Annotated in this window: 20 protein-coding genes and 1 tRNA gene; 10 read left to right on the top strand and 11 right to left on the bottom strand. The window is 53.2% G+C overall.

Annotated features, from left to right (window positions below):
- The 3 genes from HOJ95_13235 to HOJ95_13225 form a co-directional block, all read right to left on the bottom strand.
- Window positions 1-527, bottom strand: a 527-nt coding sequence (locus HOJ95_13235; protein ID MBT6395662.1) for a response regulator, incomplete at its 3' end; no start/stop codon positions are given.
- Window positions 528-941: 414 nt separating this feature from the next.
- The gene (locus tag HOJ95_13230) at window positions 942-1424 is read right to left on the bottom strand and encodes a cyclic nucleotide-binding domain-containing protein (GenBank protein ID MBT6395661.1); all 483 of its coding nucleotides are present in this window, start codon (window positions 1422-1424) and stop codon (window positions 942-944) included.
- Between the two features lie 700 nt (window positions 1425-2124).
- On the bottom strand, window positions 2125-3804 hold the full coding sequence (locus HOJ95_13225; GenBank protein ID MBT6395660.1) for a thiamine pyrophosphate-binding protein: 1680 nt from the start codon (window positions 3802-3804) through the stop codon (window positions 2125-2127).
- A 785-nt stretch (window positions 3805-4589) separates the two neighbouring features.
- Between HOJ95_13225 and HOJ95_13220 the strand changes: the two genes are divergently transcribed.
- The gene (locus tag HOJ95_13220) at window positions 4590-4799 is read left to right on the top strand and encodes a cold shock domain-containing protein (GenBank protein ID MBT6395659.1); all 210 of its coding nucleotides are present in this window, start codon (window positions 4590-4592) and stop codon (window positions 4797-4799) included.
- Between the two features lie 151 nt (window positions 4800-4950).
- Here HOJ95_13220 and HOJ95_13215 read toward each other — a convergent pair whose 3' ends face one another.
- Window positions 4951-5454, bottom strand: coding sequence for a DUF992 domain-containing protein (locus tag HOJ95_13215; protein MBT6395658.1), 504 nt, complete (start codon window positions 5452-5454; stop codon window positions 4951-4953).
- Window positions 5455-5931: 477 nt separating this feature from the next.
- Here HOJ95_13215 and HOJ95_13210 point away from each other — a divergent pair, with 477 nt between their 5' ends.
- On the top strand, window positions 5932-7116 hold the full coding sequence (locus HOJ95_13210; GenBank protein ID MBT6395657.1) for an aminopeptidase P family protein: 1185 nt from the start codon (window positions 5932-5934) through the stop codon (window positions 7114-7116).
- 142 nt (window positions 7117-7258) lie between these two features.
- Here HOJ95_13210 and HOJ95_13205 read toward each other — a convergent pair whose 3' ends face one another.
- On the bottom strand, window positions 7259-8194 hold the full coding sequence (locus tag HOJ95_13205; protein MBT6395656.1) for a hypothetical protein: 936 nt from the start codon (window positions 8192-8194) through the stop codon (window positions 7259-7261).
- Between the two features lie 190 nt (window positions 8195-8384).
- Here HOJ95_13205 and HOJ95_13200 point away from each other — a divergent pair, with 190 nt between their 5' ends.
- The 3 genes from HOJ95_13200 (at window position 8385) to HOJ95_13190 (ending at window position 10903) form a co-directional block, all read left to right on the top strand.
- Window positions 8385-9554 carry a mandelate racemase/muconate lactonizing enzyme family protein gene (locus HOJ95_13200; protein MBT6395655.1) on the top strand — a complete coding sequence of 390 codons (1170 nt, stop codon included), beginning with the start codon at window positions 8385-8387 and terminating at the stop codon, window positions 9552-9554.
- A gap of 35 nt (window positions 9555-9589) precedes the next feature.
- Complete coding sequence (locus HOJ95_13195) at window positions 9590-10372, top strand: polysaccharide deacetylase family protein (protein MBT6395654.1); 783 nt, start codon at window positions 9590-9592, stop codon at window positions 10370-10372.
- Window positions 10373-10681: 309 nt separating this feature from the next.
- On the top strand, window positions 10682-10903 hold the full coding sequence (locus HOJ95_13190) for a hypothetical protein (GenBank protein MBT6395653.1): 222 nt from the start codon (window positions 10682-10684) through the stop codon (window positions 10901-10903).
- A 9-nt stretch (window positions 10904-10912) separates the two neighbouring features.
- On the opposite strand, the gene HOJ95_13185 is transcribed toward HOJ95_13190, so the two are convergent.
- From HOJ95_13185 to HOJ95_13175, 3 genes are all read right to left on the bottom strand, one after another.
- Complete coding sequence (locus tag HOJ95_13185) at window positions 10913-11806, bottom strand: M23 family metallopeptidase (protein ID MBT6395652.1); 894 nt, start codon at window positions 11804-11806, stop codon at window positions 10913-10915.
- A gap of 14 nt (window positions 11807-11820) precedes the next feature.
- Window positions 11821-12033 carry a hypothetical protein gene (locus tag HOJ95_13180; protein ID MBT6395651.1) on the bottom strand — a complete coding sequence of 71 codons (213 nt, stop codon included), beginning with the start codon at window positions 12031-12033 and terminating at the stop codon, window positions 11821-11823.
- Between the two features lie 135 nt (window positions 12034-12168).
- The gene (locus HOJ95_13175) at window positions 12169-12426 is read right to left on the bottom strand and encodes a hypothetical protein (protein MBT6395650.1); all 258 of its coding nucleotides are present in this window, start codon (window positions 12424-12426) and stop codon (window positions 12169-12171) included.
- 189 nt (window positions 12427-12615) lie between these two features.
- On the opposite strand from HOJ95_13175, the gene HOJ95_13170 reads away from it, so the two are divergent.
- The 4 genes from HOJ95_13170 (at window position 12616) to HOJ95_13155 (ending at window position 15783) form a co-directional block, all read left to right on the top strand.
- Window positions 12616-13098 (top strand): hypothetical protein, encoded by a 483-nt coding sequence (locus HOJ95_13170; protein MBT6395649.1) that lies wholly within the window; start codon window positions 12616-12618, stop codon window positions 13096-13098.
- A 184-nt stretch (window positions 13099-13282) separates the two neighbouring features.
- A complete protein-coding gene (locus tag HOJ95_13165) occupies window positions 13283-13666 on the top strand; it encodes a 3-isopropylmalate dehydratase (GenBank protein ID MBT6395648.1) in 384 nt (127 codons plus the stop codon).
- 10 nt (window positions 13667-13676) lie between these two features.
- A complete protein-coding gene (locus HOJ95_13160; protein ID MBT6395647.1) occupies window positions 13677-14780 on the top strand; it encodes an FAD-dependent oxidoreductase in 1104 nt (367 codons plus the stop codon).
- A gap of 28 nt (window positions 14781-14808) precedes the next feature.
- On the top strand, window positions 14809-15783 hold the full coding sequence (locus tag HOJ95_13155; protein MBT6395646.1) for a leucyl aminopeptidase: 975 nt from the start codon (window positions 14809-14811) through the stop codon (window positions 15781-15783).
- A gap of 45 nt (window positions 15784-15828) precedes the next feature.
- Here HOJ95_13155 and HOJ95_13150 read toward each other — a convergent pair whose 3' ends face one another.
- The 3 genes from HOJ95_13150 to HOJ95_13140 all read right to left on the bottom strand — a co-directional run bounded on the left by HOJ95_13150 (window position 15829) and on the right by HOJ95_13140 (window position 18441).
- The gene (locus HOJ95_13150; GenBank protein MBT6395645.1) at window positions 15829-16767 is read right to left on the bottom strand and encodes a branched-chain amino acid transaminase; all 939 of its coding nucleotides are present in this window, start codon (window positions 16765-16767) and stop codon (window positions 15829-15831) included.
- A 143-nt stretch (window positions 16768-16910) separates the two neighbouring features.
- Window positions 16911-17639: a ZIP family metal transporter gene (locus tag HOJ95_13145; GenBank protein ID MBT6395644.1), complete on the bottom strand. Its 729-nt coding sequence runs from the start codon at window positions 17637-17639 to the stop codon at window positions 16911-16913.
- Window positions 17640-17658: 19 nt separating this feature from the next.
- Entirely contained in the window at window positions 17659-18441 is a 783-nt protein-coding gene (locus tag HOJ95_13140; protein ID MBT6395643.1) for a ZIP family metal transporter, read from the bottom strand.
- Between the two features lie 137 nt (window positions 18442-18578).
- Between HOJ95_13140 and HOJ95_13135 the strand changes: the two genes are divergently transcribed.
- A tRNA-Glu gene (locus HOJ95_13135) sits at window positions 18579-18653 on the top strand.
- Window positions 18654-18923 lie beyond the last annotated feature (270 nt).

The raw sequence follows: 18923 nt of genomic DNA, 5'->3' as shown, positions 1-18923 counted from the left end.
CCCGCCTCAACCCAAAAACGGGTCATAAGGGGTTTGGACTCCTGGGCAGTCTTAATTTCGGCGTTCGCCTCATCCTCTGCGCCAATATCGATGAAAGCACCAGCCCTGGCTAGATGAACAGAGGGGACAAGGAAGTCCGCCCTTTTTTTCAGAATATCGTCAACCGTCTCTCCTAAATCCTGCTGGTTGAGCGGCTTGATGAGATGAGCATCAAGGGCAAAGTCACTCGCCTCGGCATAATCGCTCTCACTCATCTGGCCCTGATTGCTAATCAACACGAAGAGAATGTTGGCGGTGTTCGGATCTTTTCTAAGATTTGAGAGGAACTGGGTGCCGTTCATGTTCGGGAGGTCCCATTCGCAAACGATGAGATCTACAGGATAGTTGTTGAGGTATTCGCTCGCCTCCTCGGCGTTGGTAACGCCGCTCACTATCCGTCCACCAATTTGCTTGAGCATGGCAACTATCGTTCGGCGCAACTCTCCCTGGTGTTCGACGACAAGCATACGAACATCAGCGTCCACCATGAAAGATTCCCTTCCCTATAAAATCCACATTCCTTGAGTAACTACTGGGAGTTCCTCATCCCATTTCACTCAACGGCAATGAAAATAATATCATAAATCAAAGCTGAAAAGCCTCAGCCCATTTAAGAACTCTAGAATAAGTATTCCAAAACCCTTTATTTGTCAACGACTTAAATAAAAGTCATTATAATTAAAGTTATTATTCGGCAATTCTTTCCACCTGAAAAAAATAGGCATCACCCACATATGAAATGCATCGATCAGCCTTAACTCAACATAGCTTCATGAAAGGGTAAGCAAAATAGAGACTCAAAAAAGAAAATAATACACATATTTTCAAATACTTGTATGTCCAATTCAATTCTAAAATACACTTCCCTTTTCGAGAACTGTTGAACAAATCAGGGGGTAATCTCAGGATATTAATATGTGAGAGTTTGTCTCCCGAAGTTTTTCTGACATCTGGCGCGCAATGCTAATTACCACCTTAAGGGCGAGCCCAGGAAGCACAGTGCTGATGATCTCGGCAGGAAACGAGAATAGCGCAGATTTTTTCAATGCCGTCGCGGTCGCCGTCCTGGGGATGTGCTCAAGAAGCGCCATCTCTCCAAATAACTGCCCTCTCCGCACACGCGCGACCTCTTTTTTGCCAATTGTGATACCAATTTCGCCGGTGAGCACCAGAAAAAATCGGTCCGCGATATCCCCTTCATTGAAGATAATGCTGTCCGATTCAAAAGAAACATTTTTGCTCATATCCAGTAGTTCAGTAACCTCGTCTTCCAGCAAATCGGAAAAAAAAGAATAGTTTCGTTGAAGTTTACTAATAATTTCCTTCATATCTGCAGAGCTGAGGCCCCCCTCTCTCCGGTCTGCATCTTTTTGTAGGTTGTTCATTTTTCGTCTCTTAGTTTATTGAATTATGTCCGGTTCGAATTTCACCATTTCGATACTCCACTACATGAAAAATTCTTCTCGAGACTGATACTTGCCACGAGCCGTTGTAAAGATATTTCCATCAAAATCTAGCGTATGGCACCTCATATCGGTAATAAATCTATTTGAACCGAATTCAAGAAAAATATCCAACTGTTTTAGAGGCGAAAAATTCAGATATTTACAATTATACAAATAGATAATTCAATTATTGGAGCATCAGAGAAAAAAATAAAAAAACTTGCAGGGGGATTTAGTTCTTGGGGGATTTAGTTCTTAACAAAGACATTCTGATTGGAGGGTGATGAGAGGCAAAACCGGGTGGCGTGACATCCTCTAATTATTACAGATATTGGGAAAACCTCTTTCCAAAACCGCCCAGAGACCGCGCATCTCGCCCGTTGCAGCTCTCAACTGGCTGTTCGGCGGGGCAATCCCTAGGCGGTAACCCAGTAAATTTGACGGCGGCTCCTCTCAATTCAATGTAAGCCCCTACTACTCGCCCGCGCCACATAATGCGTACGATAATCTCATTATTTTTTATGAAAAATTTTAGGGAGGGGGGCAAGTCTCCACAAACCACGCGTTTCCACAAAAAAAAAGGGCAGCTTTCGCCACCCCCTTTTTTAAAACTCAACTTCCCTTTTGTTAAGATATCGGCCTACGGCGCATAGGGCAGCGGGGCCATGGCCTCAATATCGCTAACCACATCGATAATGACCGGACGATCCGCCTCGAAGGCCTTCTGGAGGGCACCCTTGAGTTCCCCTGGCTTCTCGACCCGGATTCCCATTGCGCCCATTGACTCAGCAATTTGGGCAAAATTCACTTTATTGAGAACCCACATTTCGCGCGCCTGCTCTGTCTGCTCTCCTCCGTATGCCGCATCAAAACCGCGCTTAGATTGGTTGCCTGCGCCATTGTTGTTCACAAGGGTGACGGCATTAATCTTCCAGCGAACAGCGGTCTCGATTTCACCGATGTGATACCAGAAGCCCGAGTCACCCGTGAAGGTAAGCACCGGTCTATCTGGCAGAGCACATTTGGCGCCAAGGCCAGCAGAGAAAGCCCAGCCTAGATGCCCAAAACTCCGTGTGTAGCTCTGCCCCGGGTGTTTGAGGTCGAACATACCACCCATCCACATGCCCGAGTGGCCCGTGTCGGCAAGCACCATGGCGTCAGACGGAAGATTTTTGGAAAGCTCATTGCAGATGCGCTCGGGTCGAATTGGCACGGCATCCGAGTTGAGTAGCGATTCAAAATCTCCCCGCCACTCGGCAACAAGCGACTGCGCCCGCTCGACCCAACTTTTTCTCACACCAGCCGTGCTTGCATCGGCCACATCAATCATTTTCTGGAGCGAAACCTTCGCATCGCCCAGCACTGACGCCTTGGGCGGATAGTTTCGACCAAGCTGCTCGGGGTTGATGTCGAGGGAAATAGACGAGGTGCCTATTGGCGGCACCTGCCAGAAGTGTGTCGTCATCCCACCCGTCTCGGAGCCAACGTAGAAAATCAGATCCGCCTCGCTGACTATCCGGTTTGCGCTGATGCGCGAGTAGGAGCCCACCACCCCAACCGAGAGCGGATGATCGCCCGTGATGCTGTCCTTGCCCGTCAGCGAGGTGGCCACTGGAATCTGCAGCTTCTCGGCGAGGGCGACAAGCTCGGCCCCCGCGCCTGAGGCCCTCACACCACCGCCCGCGACGATAACCGGTTTTTTCGCCTCCGCGAGAATTTTCACCGCCGCCTTGACGCGATCCAACTCGGGCTCGGGTCGGTATGGGGGAACGTGATCAAAATCATGTTCAACAAGGACATCCATATCCGCCTCACCCCGGTCAACCTGGCCCTCATTACCGGCAAACTGCAGATGGACAGGGCCCGGCGTGCCCGAAGTGGCTACGCGGAAGGCCTGGCGCACCATATCGGGAATACGCCCGGCATCATCTATCGTGGCGTTGAATTTTGTGACCTGATCGAAACTGGGGACGTCATCGATTTCCTGGTAGACTTTACGGAATTTCGTCTGGGGTATGCGCCCTCCCGTAAATGCGAGAACCGGCGATTTTGCGAGATAAGGATCCCGAAGGCCCGCCGCCAAATTCATGGCACCGATTACCTGGGCCATGCAAACCGAGGGGCGCTTTGATGCCCGCGAATAGCCATCTGCCATGTAGGCAGCCGATTTTTCCCCATGCGTTTGAATACGGGCGATAGTCGAGCGCTCCTCAAGCTCATACATCGTCCGCCTCAAGACAGCGGGCACATGGAAGATATGGGTGATCCCGTAGCCCTTTAGCATTTCCGCTAAAACTTGTGCGCCAGTCATTTTTGCCATTCCACTTCTCTCCTTGAGATATAAATACCGCAGACAATGAGCCCACTAACAAAAGTGATAATCGGGGAATATCAAACGACCTTTATACTGCGCTCTAGAGAGAAAACCGTCTAGTCTTTCGGGCCATTTCACGCGGCATAAAAATTCTCGTCTTTTGGCCATCTCGTGGGCCATTGATTTTTCCCAGGATTGGCTTGGGTAAAGTATATGTAGTCTTAATACCCCACTCGCTCTTCTCGCCTCGTTCAATTTTTTCGACCCAGACAAATTCGGTTCGACCGACAGTGAATTCCGGGACATGGCACACATCGGCGAGGTCGGCGCTGCGAGGATGGTGCTGAAAATAGCAGAGGACGAACGAACACGAGCCCTGATGTCGCGATACGTTGACAAGGAAAAAATCCGATCGGAGATCGCCGGGGCAAGGAATCCGCTCTTCATCCCCGGCCCCTCCCCTTTGCTCGTTGATCACACTCGCAGCAAAAACCCTTGATTCAAACCCTTTCGGCTCCAAAGTGGGCACTATTACAGTATTTTTTTGTTGCTGATTTTCATTACATCATCCCACTCCCACATACACCTCCAACAGGAAAAAGTGTTCACACAGATGCACCCATTTGAAATGAGAAAAGAAATTTGCCATTATTATATAAATCTTAAATCCTAATTGGACCGATAAGGATTATCGGCAAATTCCAAACAGGGGTTCATCAGAAGCAATGCATTCGCGTTACCAGGTTGCGCGGGCTCGGGTCGCTTCATTCAATTTTTAGGAGAACTACAAAGTGCCAGACGGAACAGTCAAGTGGTTCAACGATTCAAAGGGTTATGGATTCATCTCCCAAGATGACGGGGACGATGTGTTCGTCCATCATTCGGCTATCATGCAGGAGGGATTCAAATCCCTCGAAGAGGGTGAGAGCGTCTCGTTCGAAATCACCCAGGGACCAAAGGGGCTCCAGGCCGAAAACGTGCAGAAAAAAGGAAACGCCTAGGTAGCTTCGCATGGACACAAACGTGCCCTCGCAGATATTTTTTTCAGATAAAAAGGGCGGCCTCCAGGGGCCGCCCTTTTTTTATTAACATTCTGTTATATGCCCTAAAAACCATACACCGAAAGAATTATTCGGCCCTACAGCACAGCGACTATTTATCGGAGATTAACTTCATACGACTTACGCCGGCCGAAATACCTGTCCCCTTAAAGGTATCGAGCGAGGGCACGAGGCTGAAATTATTTTGCACACCACCGACGAATACATTAGTGCCAACGCCTTCTTTATAAATACCCACAGAAGCAGAGGCGCCAGAGTAATCACCGGCCAGTGTGTGAGAGCCCATATTGATGTCCGTGGTGAGACCCATGACCGTGAAGTTAAGCGTCTCCTCGGATTTCTTACTTAAATCAATTCCGAGAAAACCAATCTCTCCTTTGTATTTCTCCATCCCCTTGGCCGTCTTGAAGGTGCAATTGATGGCCACCGAGGTGCGGAGGAAATACTGAACCCTGGAGCCGGGCTTAGACTTGCAAACAAGGCTTCCGAGTTGCACCCCTTCTTTTTTCTCGGCTGCTCCCGCCACCGAAGGACCGAGAGCCAGAGAAACACTCAATACGAAAACAGCGTAAAATATTGGACGGACGATTCTCATGCGTTTCTCCTGGTTAAAGTTCGGCAGATAAAGAAATCTGAGTCAATACTCACCTACACCTGATAAAATAGCATATGCCCGTAAAAGATCAAAAAAGAATTGTTATATTTTCCTAACGAAATGCGGGAAGAGCCTCCTCTCTTTTATTCGACCCCGCATTATGCGCCGAATCGGGGGGAAAGAGCCGTCGGGGTTTTGGCCACAAGAAGTGCCTCTGGGGATCTTTCTCAGCGGCCTTCTTTGCGGGTAGCTCCGCCAATTCAATTAAGCCCGTATTTGCCAAACTGATAGCGTTGCTGCATATTTCCAGATCAATTCATTTATCCGATTTCGATCTTTATTTCTTACCCGGATTAAAATGCAAATCGAGCGGGTAACCCATTTCACTTTTTTGAAATTTAGAATTCCGAATATGGCGGCACGGTAAATTTTTATCTATTGTCAATTTTATTTTCTGCATCGGAGGGAAATAGGATCATGAACATTTTCGGAACCAAATTCGATTATAGGGCGAGACTCGAAAAAATCAGGAATCTCATGGGGAAATGGGAGATTGATTGCGTCCTCGTGCACAAATCGTCCAACCAATACTATATCTCCGGTATGTACCAACATCTCCCTTGGTATCCGGATTGTCATACCTATGTCACCGAAGCGCCCATCATTCTGTTCAGGGATACCAGTATCGACCCTGTGTTCCTATGTCATTTCGGCACAATCAACGCGATAAAGGAGGGAACTTGGATCGAGGATGTTCGAACCTACGATCAGGAACGCAATCGCAGCGTGTATGAAGCCATCGCGGATATTTTAACGGACAACGGCCAAAAGAGCGCGCGGATTGGGGTGGAGGAGGACACCTTAACGATCAGCACATTTGAAAAACTGGAAAATCTTCTGCCCGATGCAGAATTCGTGCATGCCTCCGAGGTTTTCAATTTCGCCAGAATCGTCAAGGAGCCAGAAGAAATCGAACTCCTCAAAAAATCCGTCGTCATCGGGGAGGCGGCGATGAAAGCCGCGATCGAGGCGGCCCAAGTAGGCGTGCCCGAAAGCGAAGTGCAAAGAGCGGCCGAGATCGAAATGAGAAAAGGAGGGGCCGTAAGAGAGGTCGAGACGATGTGTCAATCGGGCGTGAGAACATCGAATTTTCGCGCCTTTGGAGCGGAATGGAAAAAAATCGAGCGCAATGAATTAGTCATGGTGGATTTGGGCTGCGTTTACAAAGGCTACGGATGCGACATCACCAGAACATGGGCCGTGGGCGAGGCCACCCCCGAGCAGAAAAAAATCGCCGGGGACCTATACAAGGCGCACGAGGAGATTCTCAAATTCATAAAACCCGGCCTCCGTTATCGGGAAGTAATTGATTTCGCACGAAAAATCCTCACGGATGCCGGATACGAAACCAGCCGGACCTCGTTTCCCTACCAGCATTTCGTTATGCACGGAATCGGTCTGGGGCCATTTCACGATCCGCCCCGCCCCTTCCACCGGGCACCGAACAAACAAGACACGGACGTCATTTTGGAATCCGGGATGACGCTGTCGATTCAACCCTCGGTGCGCCACGAAACATATACGATTCGTTTTGAGGACGATATCGTCCTCACACCCCAGGGCGCGGAACTGATGACAACGCTTCCCAAGGAGATGATTTGAAAAATCCCTGTGCCCGCTCTCCGCGAAAACGCTATTAGTAGAATAAAATTAATGGCATATCCCAAGCCATCAAAATTTCAATCTATTTTTTTGCATTGACCCATATTTCCGCTTCATTCAATCAAACCGGCTAAACCGCGCCTCAAGCAAGTGCGCCCTCAAGATAGCCCCTGAGGGTGCGGCCACAGAAGGCCCGCGCAAAATTCTCGCCATGAATCTCTGCTAGTCGCCCTGCAAAACCCTGATACCCACGTGCCCCCGGAAACTCATCAAACATCCTGTTGCCCGCAGGGCCAGGCCGGTTCGTCCCGGCAAAATCGGTTCCCATCACGACCTGCCCCTCACTCAGCGCCCCCAGATAATCGATTTCCTCCAGGTGCCGCTCGAACGTGCCCACAAATCCCGGATGCGGCGTGAGGCCAACGAGCCCGCCTGTCTCGAAGATTCGCTCGGCCTCCTCGCGGGGCAATCCTCGCTCCTTGAAACTTTTCTCGACAGGCTCGCCCAAAAAACCGTGCGAATAATGAATCGCGTTACCCGTCACCAGCGCCAGATCAATCATCCCGGCCTTCGTTCTGTGGTTCGCATGCGCACAATCGACGACAAATCCCCTCCGCCAGGCGCTCATCATGAAACTGCGGCCAAGCGGCGTTATCCCCCTTGCAGGATCGCCCTCGGCCCCGCCACCCAGTGCATTGTCCTCGTTGTAGAGCGGGGCCACGCTCCTAAAACCCATCGCCCGGAGCTTGCCAAGTAGGCTGATATCCGCCTCGTCTTGGACAAAATAAATCCCCTCGGCGTGAAGCAGTTGATTGCCCGCCCCAGCGAGATCCGGCGCGGCGAGGACGAATTCGAGCCCCTCCGCCCCCCGAATCAGCTCCACCTCCTCCTCAAGACGGCTCCATTGCACATCTTTCGCCGCCTCGGCGAGGCGCCCCGTTGCCGTGAACACCCCGCCGAGCGAGGACGCTGTGGGCAAATCGATCTGCTCTGTCAGATACTCGCGCCCCTCGGGCACCCGCTGAATCAATCTCAAGTCGGTGTGAAAATCCCAAAATTCGGGTAATTCGATGTCCATCGCCCCTCCCCCCGCTAAAATTTAGGTATCAAGCCCCTTACACATCAATGGAGCAAGAATACGAGCCGTCAGTCTTAATCTCAAACCGTTTTCAAATAATATGCTTCCGCATGTACCATGCCCTTGCATACATACCGGCCCGCCGCCCTGGGGCCGCTAAAAAGTCTACTCTCTAAGCGGGACAACGTAATTGAAAATCATCGAGATTCGGGACACCGTCGTTCCCATCAAATCAGAAATTCGAAACGCCTACATCGATTTTGGGCTGATGACGGTGAGCGTCGTCGCCCTCATCACCGATGTGATTAGGGACGGCAAGCCCGTCGTCGGCTTTGGCTTTAACTCAAACGGTCGCTACGCACAGCAGGGTTTATTGCGAGAGCGCTTCATCCCGCGCCTCAATGACGCGCCTCCCGAATCGCTCATCAACGATGCCGGGGACAACCTGGAGCCCGAGAAAATCTGGAACACTTTAATGAAAAACGAAAAACCGGGCGGCCACGGCGACCGTTCGGTGGCCGTGGGCGTCCTCGACATGGCCGTCTGGGATTCGGTGGCCAAGATCGCAGGGCTCCCCTTGTGGCGCTATCTCGCCGACCGCTACCGAGGGGGCGAGGCCGAAGAAAAAGTCTCCGTCTATGCGGCAGGGGGCTACTACTATCCGGGAAAAGACAACGAGGCGCTAAAAAATGAAATGAAAAGCTATCTCGACCGGGGCTACACCACCGTCAAGATGAAAATCGGGGGCGCACCCCTGGCCGATGACCTCGGGCGAATCGAAGCCGTGCTCTCGGTCGTTGGCGAGGGAAAAAATTTGGCAGTCGATGCCAACGGAAAATTCGACTTAAAAACCGCCATTGCCTACGCCGAGGCGCTCTCGCCCTACAACCTTAAATGGTACGAGGAGGCGGGCGACCCGCTCGATTATGCGCTTCAGGCTGAGCTTGGCGATCACTACGAGGGCCCGATGGCCACGGGGGAGAATCTTTTCTCCACCCTCGATGCCCGCAACCTCATACGCCACGGCGGCATGCGCTCGGACAGAGACATTCTCCAGTTCGACTGCGCGTTGAGCTACGGCCTCGTCGAGTACCTGCGCACGCTGAAAATGCTCGAAGAATACGGGTGGCCCCGCCGCGCGTGCATCCCCCACGGGGGGCACCAGATGTGCCTCAACATCGCGGCGGGCCTTGGCCTTGGCGGCAACGAGTCCTACCCCGACGTGTTCAAGCCGTTCAATGGTTTTGCTGATGATGTTGCCGTCGAGAACGGTTTCGTGGGGTTTCCCCAAATTCCCGGCATTGGCCTTGAAGCCAAAAACGAGCCATACCGAATCATGAAAGAGCTGGCGGGGCTTTGAAAAATTAAGTAATTATCGCTTTGTGAGGTAAATACATGGCCCAAATTCGCGAGCGGCCCATTTTCATCTACCACCAGATCGGCGACTACCCTAATGATCAGATGCAGTACGGCGTGACGCCGGGGGCCCTTCGCTCGCATCTAGACACACTAAAAGAATTGAACCTTGAGGCAATTGCGCTCGAGCAGATGCTGGCCCAGATGAAGGGGGAGGAAAATTTCTCCCCGCGCGCGGTTTCATTCACCTTCGATGGCGGCTTTAGGGATGCTCATGAGAATGTTTTGCCCATTTTAAATGAGCGCGGCATCAAGGCCGCTTTTTTCATTCCCGTTGATTACGTGGGGAAATCGCACGGCCTTTATCGCGCTGATCTTCCCTGCATGGACTGGGCGCAGATAAAAGAGCTTCATGCAGCAGGGATGACGATTGGCTCGCTCGGCAGACGCGGCGCCAGATTGGATGAGATGCCTGAGGCCGAGTGGCGCGAGGACGCCCGCATCGCGCGCGAGATACTAGAAGACAAATTGGGCGCCCCGGTTCCCTACCACGCCTACCGCGAAACATTTCCAAATCGCAGGCTACGAAAATGGTTCATCGAGCAGGATTTCAAGGCTGTGCTAACGATGTGCCCCACCTTCAGGTGGTCCAACCTCTACCGCCTCGGGCGAATCCAGGTGGACGATGAGCCCCCCAACGTCTTTCAGACTAAGGCCTCTAACCTGTACCTGTTCTTTAAGGACAAGCGCACCTGGCGGCTCATTCGCCGCTTCAAGGTGGACCGCCTCATGCACTGGATTTATGAGAAGTTTGAGAGATAAACCCGCCCCCTTCCCACTAGTCAACATTTTGACTTCTTACCTTTAATTCGGAAGAAATTGCCTCCAAAGTCCGGGTTTTGATGAATAAAAAATCCGTATTCTCCCCGTCTAAGTCCATCCTTAAAAATATTTTTTTCAGAGAATCACCTGGATAATCAACATAAATCAGGACATTTAAAATCCCGAGAACATATTTCTGGCGAAATTCACTCTGAATAAGGTCAGTTGGCACGAATTTGGCTTATTTGCATTACAGTGGTCAACGAATGCTTCTTGCACACAAGAATTTTCAATCAGGAGTTTTGATACATGAAATCCGGAAACATCGCAGATGTGAAGTACTGCCACGATGAAGATGAGGCACCTCGCCTTGACGAGGATACGGACATTTACCTGAGCGAGGGAGAATCCTTTCAGGATCTAAATACATTCGATTTCACACCCGACGACATAAAAGCCATACGCAACCATCATGAAGAGGCAATTTCGTTGCTGGAAGTGCACCCATCTCATAAAAGTTCAAAAACATGACCCTCCCCCCTACTTCGGCTTACAAGCAAACGGCCAGACGACCTTTGCGCCCTCGGGAACGATTTTTCCGGTGGCCGTTTTGTAGGCGAATTTCACGGATTTTTGCGCAGCAGGAAGCGCCTTTAGCTCAGAGGATTTGAGAGGACCTCCTTTATAGAGCGCCAGCGGGTCCAGCCATTCACCCTTGACCGGAACGAATATCCGCTTGGATTTGTATTCGCTCACCGGGCTGAAAAAAGCGGTGAGGTGAAGGTGTGAGTGCCCGAACGCGCCGTAGTAGCCTCCCGTGGTTCCGGTGGTGCCGGCGCGGGCGATAATCTCGCCCATCTTGACCCGCTGGCCAATCTCGATATCAGGCATCTCGCGCAGGTGTTTGTACTCGGTGTAGGTCCACACGCCGAGGCCGGTATCATCTGGAGAATGCTGAAGAATCACCCCGACCCCGCCGATACCAATGCCCTCTTTTTTTCGGATCACCTGCCCATCGGCGACGGCGAGTATGGGCGTCCCCTCCGGTGCGGGGATGTCCATCCCACCGTGATAGCCGTTATAGAATTTATCGCTTCGAAAGCTGCCGTCCCCGCGCGTATCGACGCCAAACGCCGAGTCCATGACCTGGCACTCGAGCCCCTCCGGATAGACGGCCTGAAGACCCGTTGCGACAAAACCCCTCGCCCGCATGTGATCGAGGTCCGCATTCATGGGCGAGAAAGCGCCGATGATCTCGGGGCTGGGCCGCTCCCCGCCCAAACCGCCCGGCCCTCCCCTTTTCTTCATTCCGCCGCCAAACCCGCCTTTCATGCCGCCGCCTCTTCCTCTCCGGCCCATTTGTGCGTCCGCGCTCCAAGGCGCGGCGAAGCCGAGGGCGGCGATGAGCAAAACGATCAGCGATAAACGTTTCATGGCTTTCCCTTCTCTTATCCGGCGCTGCTCATTCCCGCCGCGTCCCCGGGCTGAAACGCGATCCGCTCGCCCGGCGCCTCGGGCAGAAGATGAAGCGCCTCGGCGACACGGTTCGAGCAATTGGTGAACCCGGCGACGGCGGTAAGGGTGATGATGTCGCGATCATCGAACAGGCGGCGCATCGCCCCCCAGGCCGCCTCGTCGGTCTTGGCGGTCATCTTCGTCACCGCCTCGGCCCAGCCGATGACCGCCTTTTCCCGCTCGTTGAACAGGTCGCTTTCACGCCATCCGTCGCCCGAGAGCAGTTCGATGTGCTCGTGCGTGTAACCCAGAGCCCGACCGAGCTCTTCGTTGTGCGCGTATCAGTGGCTGCAAGCGTTGATGGCGCTCGCCTTGACGATCATCAACTCCTCGAGCTTGACGAACTCGACCTCGCCCGCTTTTAAGCGCTCAAGGCGCAGCCCCTTGTCCTTGGCGAGCCAGGCCCGCACGAAGCCGGGGGCACGCCCCATGAGCCGGAAAAGGTTCGGTACGCTCCCCCACTGCCTCCGGCTCTCCTCGAAAAGATCGGCCACATCGGCGGGGGTTTCCACTTCGTCGCAAAACGGTATTCTCGGCATCGGCTCCCTGTCCTCCATTTAGTAATCGATATTCGAATCATATTATCGCCACCAAAGCCTAAGCGCCATTGGCCCCGGAATAAGAACCAAAACCATTTGCACGCCGCCGAAATAAAAAGCTAAATCTTTCGCGCACTTTCAATCATTCGCGCACCTTCTAAAAAAGCAAAAGCCTTCGCACGTCTCCGCGTGCGACCCCACGCTTGCATCCGGTCCCGCTCTGTAGGAAAACTATGGCATCCTCAAGGGGGCATTTCACACCCACTTTTTCGGAGAGCGTACCTTGGCCGGGCGCACATTGGCTCGTGCACCGGGGCGAAGCTTGAAGACTTAAGGACCGCCTCGAAAGTAATTAAGGGGCGACGCGTGGCCCGAGGGGTGCAGCTGTTAATAGCGCCTGCGAGCAAGGCGATAATGAACAAGGCATGGGCGGAAGGGGTGCTTGGGCCCATTATCGACGCCGGGGGGGTGCTCATGCCCACGACATGCGGCATATGCACGGGCTCGGGGCCCGGGCAATTGGGGCCTGGCGAGGTGGGCATATCGTCGACCAATCGTAACGACAAGGGCCGGATGGGAAGCGTTGAGGCCTCAATCTACCTGGGCTCGGCAGCCCCCGTGGCGGCCAGCGCCATAGAGGGCCAGGTATCTAATCCCAGGGAGTTTATCTGAGGTCGCAAACCAGGCTTTCGCTAAGGTCTGAAACCAAATCACCGAACTTGGAATATTCATTAAAGATTGACATGTAAGTATCTGATTTTATATCTATTTGTCTTACGGAACAAAACAAAATATCTTTCTTTGAGTGTTTACTAGAAACCGCGATACAAATAATTGAAATTAGAGGGATTATTTAATGAGCGGCATCGACTTAGAGTTTACCGGAAAGGTAGAGCCGGGCGACATCATTGTGGGCGGCACGAATTTTGGCTGCGGCTCAAGCCGTGAAACCGCCCCGCGCGGCCTGAAATATACCAAAATCGGCTCGATAATCGCACAGAGCTTTGCTCGCACATTTTTTAGAAACGCCATCTCCATCGGCCTTCCTGTTCTCATCTGCCCGAACGCTGGGGGCATAAAGGAAGGTGACCGCCTCAAGGCAGATCCCATTGCAGGAGAAATAGAGAACCTCACCCAGGAAATGAGTCTTAGATCAGAATCCCTACCCGAGCATCTGATGGAAATAATCCGGGCGGGCGGCCTCGTTCCATATCTTCGTGAGCAACACTCAAATAAATAGGAAAATATTGATGACGGATGTCATTGTAGTTGGCGGCGGAATCATGGGCCTGATGACGGCCCGCGAACTGGCCCGCACAGGGCGAAAAGTACTTCTTCTCGACAAAGCGCAGCCTGGAACGGGAGCCACCTGGGCCTCGGCAGGCATTATCTCGCCCCATGGCTCAAGCGGCGCCGCCGATCTGGCTGGCGAGGCGGGGGTGCGCCTCCGCCTTCCCTCCTATGATATGTGGCTCAATCTCCCTGATGCCCTCATCGAGGAGAGTGGCATGGACCCCGAATTCCGCCTTACGGGCGTTCTCCTCTTGGCTATTAATGACGAGGAGAAACGGGCTGTTCTCGATAAAGCCAAAACGCGCCAATGGGGCGATACGGAATGGATCGAACCCAAAATTCTATCCGGCGAGGAACCCACCCTCACTAATAAGCTTGAGGGGGCTCTTTTGGTAAAGGGAGGCAACGTCGATGTCCGCCGCCTTGGAGCCTCACTTGAAATCGCTTGCCGTCGCGCCGGAGTCGAAATTAGAGCGGGTGTGCTCACCCAAGAGATAGTTTGCGATGAAAATCGCGTTCTCGGCGTAAATACCTCGGAAGGAAAAATTGAGGCCCCTGTCGTCGTAATTTGTGCCGGGGTCGGCAGCCCCGGCATCCTCGGGGCTAGGCCAACACCCCCCATCACCCCACAGCGGGGACAAGTCGTAGCGCTGGATGCGAGAGAGCTTGGGATTCGCCGCGTGCTTATGAACGTGAGCGACCCATACTTTGTCCCTCGCTCGGATGGAAAGCTCATAATAGGCGCAACTCGTGAATTCGCAGGCGAGGACCACCGTCTCACCGCCGGCGGAATCTCCCGCCTCCTAGGGTCTGCCATCGATATGATTCCAGCCCTCGACAAAGCACCAATCCTTGAAACATGGACGGGCTTCAGGCCTCTTTCCTCGGACCACCTTCCACTCATTGGCGAGAGTCACATCCTCGGTCTTTTCTTCTGCACCGGCCACGGACCGACAGGCATCACACCGGCACCGCTGAGCGCAGCTCTCGTCACAACGGCCATCACAGGTGCGGAATCGCTAATCGATACGGCCCCCTACGACCCAAAGCGATTCGACTGATGTCCACAACTAATTCGGGAGAATTTCAATGAAGGAAGTCATGCTGGCACGCGGCGCGCTAAAACTCGCCGAGGTGAACGGTCGGGTTAAAACGGGCGAAAGCGTTCTTGTAATCACCGACTACAATACGACGGCTATCGCTGAGCGTGTCGCCCAGGCAGCGGCTTCCCTGGGAGGCAACGTCGTCACCACCGTCATGCCTCCGAGAAAACTTCACGGCGAGGAGCCACCCTCAACCATCGCCGCCGCGATGCGGGAGGCCGACCTGATTTTCATTCCGGTTTCGATCTCCATCACACACACACGCGCCGTGAAAGACGCTCTTGCGTCTCGCGCTCGGATTTTGGCTATGAGCGACTGGTCGGATGAAATGTTCCTCAGCCCCGCGCTACTTGAAACGGATTTTCAAGCCCAAGCCGAAGTCTGCCGGGGGCTCGGTCGCGCCTTCACCGAGGGCGTGAATTTTCATCTCACCTCACCACGCGGAACAGACCTTCGCTTCGAGGCGGGAGGGCGCAAAGCCAACGTGATGACAAACATTCCCGACCCCGGAGAGATTTCCCCTGTCCCCACCATCGAAGTGAACGTTCCGCCCATCGAGGGCTCGGCGGAGGGCACCCTCGTCGTGGACGCATCCATCCCCTACCTGGGCATCGGCTCTCTAAAAGAGCCCTTCACCTGCACAATTGAAAAAGGATTGATTAAAGAAATCTCGGGCGGCGACGAGTCGGTGAAAATTCTTCAAGACGCCATTGCCGCTCACAATGACCCGAACTGCTGGAACATCGCGGAGCTTGGCGTAGGATTAAATCCCGGTGCCAGCATGACGGGTCGCATGCTCGAGGACGAAGGCGTACTCAACACGATCCATATCGGCATCGGCACGAGCCTCATGCTCGGCGGAACGCTCAAGGCGGCCACCCACTACGACCTCATCATGTGGGACCCGGTCATCGAAATCGACGGGAAGGTGGTCCAGCGCGGTCTCGATATTCTCGTTTAACTAAAAGGATGCATGAGCAAGGCTACAACTATCCAGAAGGTCATTTTAGTACACAGGGGTCAGACCTTGCTCATACGCCTCGTCGTTGCCCCGCACAGCAGAGAAAAAGACATCCTGCAGTTGGCGCGTAAGCGGGCCCGGCTCGCCATTTCCAACAGCGATGCGGTCCACTGACACGATGGGCGTGACCTCCTCGGCCGAGCCACACATGATTGCCTCATCGGCGACATAAATCTCAGTCCGATCAAGCGGGCGCTCGATGACGGGCTTGCCGATGTACTTGGCATACATATCCAAAACGCACGTTCTCGTAATGCTTTCCAAAATACTATCCGTCACCGGCGGCGCGATAAGCTCGCCTTTGCGTATCGCCAAAACACATGCCCCCGTCGCCTCGGCGACCTTTCCGTTTTGGTTAAGAATGATGGCATCGTCGTAGCCGTTCACGCGGGCCTCGACACCAGCGAATCGGCTGTTCTGGTAGTTGGCAGCGGCCTTGACGCGTGGGGGAATGCTGTCGTCCGAGATGCGCCGCCAGCTGCTGACCCCAAGATTGACGCCTTTTTGAAGTCGCTCGGGCGCTTTTCGCGGCCCACCCGAAATGAACATTCCGGCTTCAACCTCATCGGGCCCATAGCCCTTCATGTCGAATCGTCCGGCGTCATCAAGATAAACATAAAGGCGGCAATGCATGTCCTCCCTAAAATCGTTGGCACGAATCCAATCCACGACAGCCTGCCGAATCTCCTCTCGGCTGTATGGCGATTCCATTCGCATTACCTTCATGCTCTCGAAAAGACGATCAATATGCGGATCAAGCATCCAGACAAAAAGGTTGTCTCTTTCCGGGCCCCAGTAGGCGCGAAGCCCCTCATAGACACTGCCGCCCCGGAGGACCGCCTGCGAAAAAACGCTAATTTTCGCTTCCTCGGGTGGAACAATCTCTCCGTCCAGCCAAACTTTATGTTGCGGGTATTTCGGCATTTCGTACACTCTCCTAAAATTACGCGCCCATTTGCGAAAAAGATCTCCGCAAAATTAAATTGCATAATAGTAATCCACAGGACTATTCAGATGGAACACTAGGAATCGGCGAAGCCCCTGTCAAGGAATGGGCCTCGTACACCCTAGAGATAGCGCTGGAAGAGGATCATCGCTCCAAGTGTGATGCTAACGATCAGACCAACAGATGGCCGACTGGCTCCTTCATAGGATTCGGGAAGCAGGTCGAGAAACACCATGAACACCATTGCTCCGGCGGCGAACCCCAGGCCATAAGGCAAAAACGGTCTGAACGCATCGACAAATAAAAAAGCCGGAACCGCCATAAGGGGCTGCGGCACGGAGGAAAAAACACTCCAGAGCGCACACGAAAGAACCCCCACCCCTTTGGGGCGCATAACGGCGCTGATGGCCAGCCCCTCGGGGATATTGTGAACCGCGATGGCGATGGTGATGAGGGTCGCCAGCTTCTGCCCGCCGCCAAATGCCACCCCAACGGCGACGCCCTCGGTAAAGGAGTGAACAGTCATCACCGCGACGATGAGAAAAATCCGCCGCGCGTCGGCGCCCTTGATGTCGCCAAAGCTCACTTCCGTATCGTGCAGATACCTGTGCGACAAAAAAATAAATACAACTCCCGAGCCAGCACCTAACAGCGTTTGGATGGAGCCATAACCAGTTCCCTCGATAATGAGCCCAAAGCTCGCCCCGAGCATCAGACCGCCAGCGGCGGCATTCGACCACGCCACAACGCGGGGAGAGATATCGCGCACAAACGCAAAGGGCAAGGCGCCAAGCCCGGTTGCAAGCGCGGTGATCGAGCCATAAATGAAAACCATCCAAACCGGATGCATGAAGTTCTATCCTTTCACTTTATCGCCAAAAACCTTCAAGCAAAACGAGCCCGCCCGCTGAGAAACTCACCAAAAGCGCGATTTTCGTATTATTACCATTCCGATAGGAGGCAGGGAGAAGCTCGGTCAAAACCAGATAGAGCAAAGCCCCGGCAGCAAAACCGACTAGCCAGGAAAGTAGAAGAGGTTCAGCGGAGACGATGGAATACGAAACGATAGCCATCAGAATTTGGGGCACGTTTGTGATTACGCCAAGAACAGCAGCGTGGGCCGCAGAAACATTTCGGAGTCTCAACACCCAGGTCAGCGCCATCGCCTCGGCGATATTGTGAACGGCCAAGGAGAGAGCCATAAAAATTCCCAGCCACAAATTTATCGCCATGGCGCCCCCAATGGCGATGCCCTCTGAGGCCGAGTGAAGGCTTCCAAGGAGAAGAAGCCGCAACTCTTGCGCCTCACCAATCCTACTTTCGGGAAGAGTCTCGATCTCCTCGCTTCCAGAAAAGCGATGTGTCCAAAATGTGTAAGCCACCCCAAGAGCAGCGCCCAAGACCGGCGGAAGCGGCGAGCCCTCCTTTATCACCTCGGCCATGAGAACATACCCTGCACCGAGCATGAGACCCGAAGCAATGGCAAGGGAAGAACCTATCCATGAAAAATGCATCCCCCCAGGGAGGATAGTCGGTAACGAACCCAAGGCAGCCGCTCCAGCGGCAAGCACAGAGAATAAAAGCACGACTAAAATCGGATCATAGGCATCCATAAACCCGGCATCCTTCAAAACAACCGATTGCGGCGGCACATCAACCCCGCAAATCATAACGCATCGCCACTTCAGGAGGGAGGGTATCAGGCCACACGCCGACGGGTTGACTGCCTTCCTGCGAGAGGCTACATTCGCCGCGAGTTGAAGGCGGCCTCGCCTTCAAGGCCATACATGGCCCCATCGTCTAGTGGTTAGGACACAGGCCTCTCAAGCCTGGAACAGGGGTTCAAATCCCCTTGGGGTCACCAACTTTGGACTAGTTGTTGGTCTCGCATGCATCACCAATTCCCGAGTCCGAGAGCCTTTAAATCTGTCCCCAATTTCTATTTTCTCTACCACCTGACCCATCAATTCACGCCTGTCACCAATATCTCCCAGTCCCATTACCTCTTCAAATCTCCCTAAAAGTTCGACTAGCAATTCGTCAGTAGTTTCTGAGGTCAAAGGAACAACATTTTCAGAATGACGAAGTTCCCCAACCTTCTCAGCAATTACATCCTTCTCAGCTTCCAAGGCTT

The sequence above is a fragment of the Nitrospinaceae bacterium genome (assembly GCA_018669005.1).
In the GTDB taxonomy this organism is placed as follows: domain Bacteria; phylum UBA8248; class UBA8248; order UBA8248; family UBA8248; genus UBA8248.
This window is presented reverse-complemented; position numbering and strand designations above follow the sequence as displayed.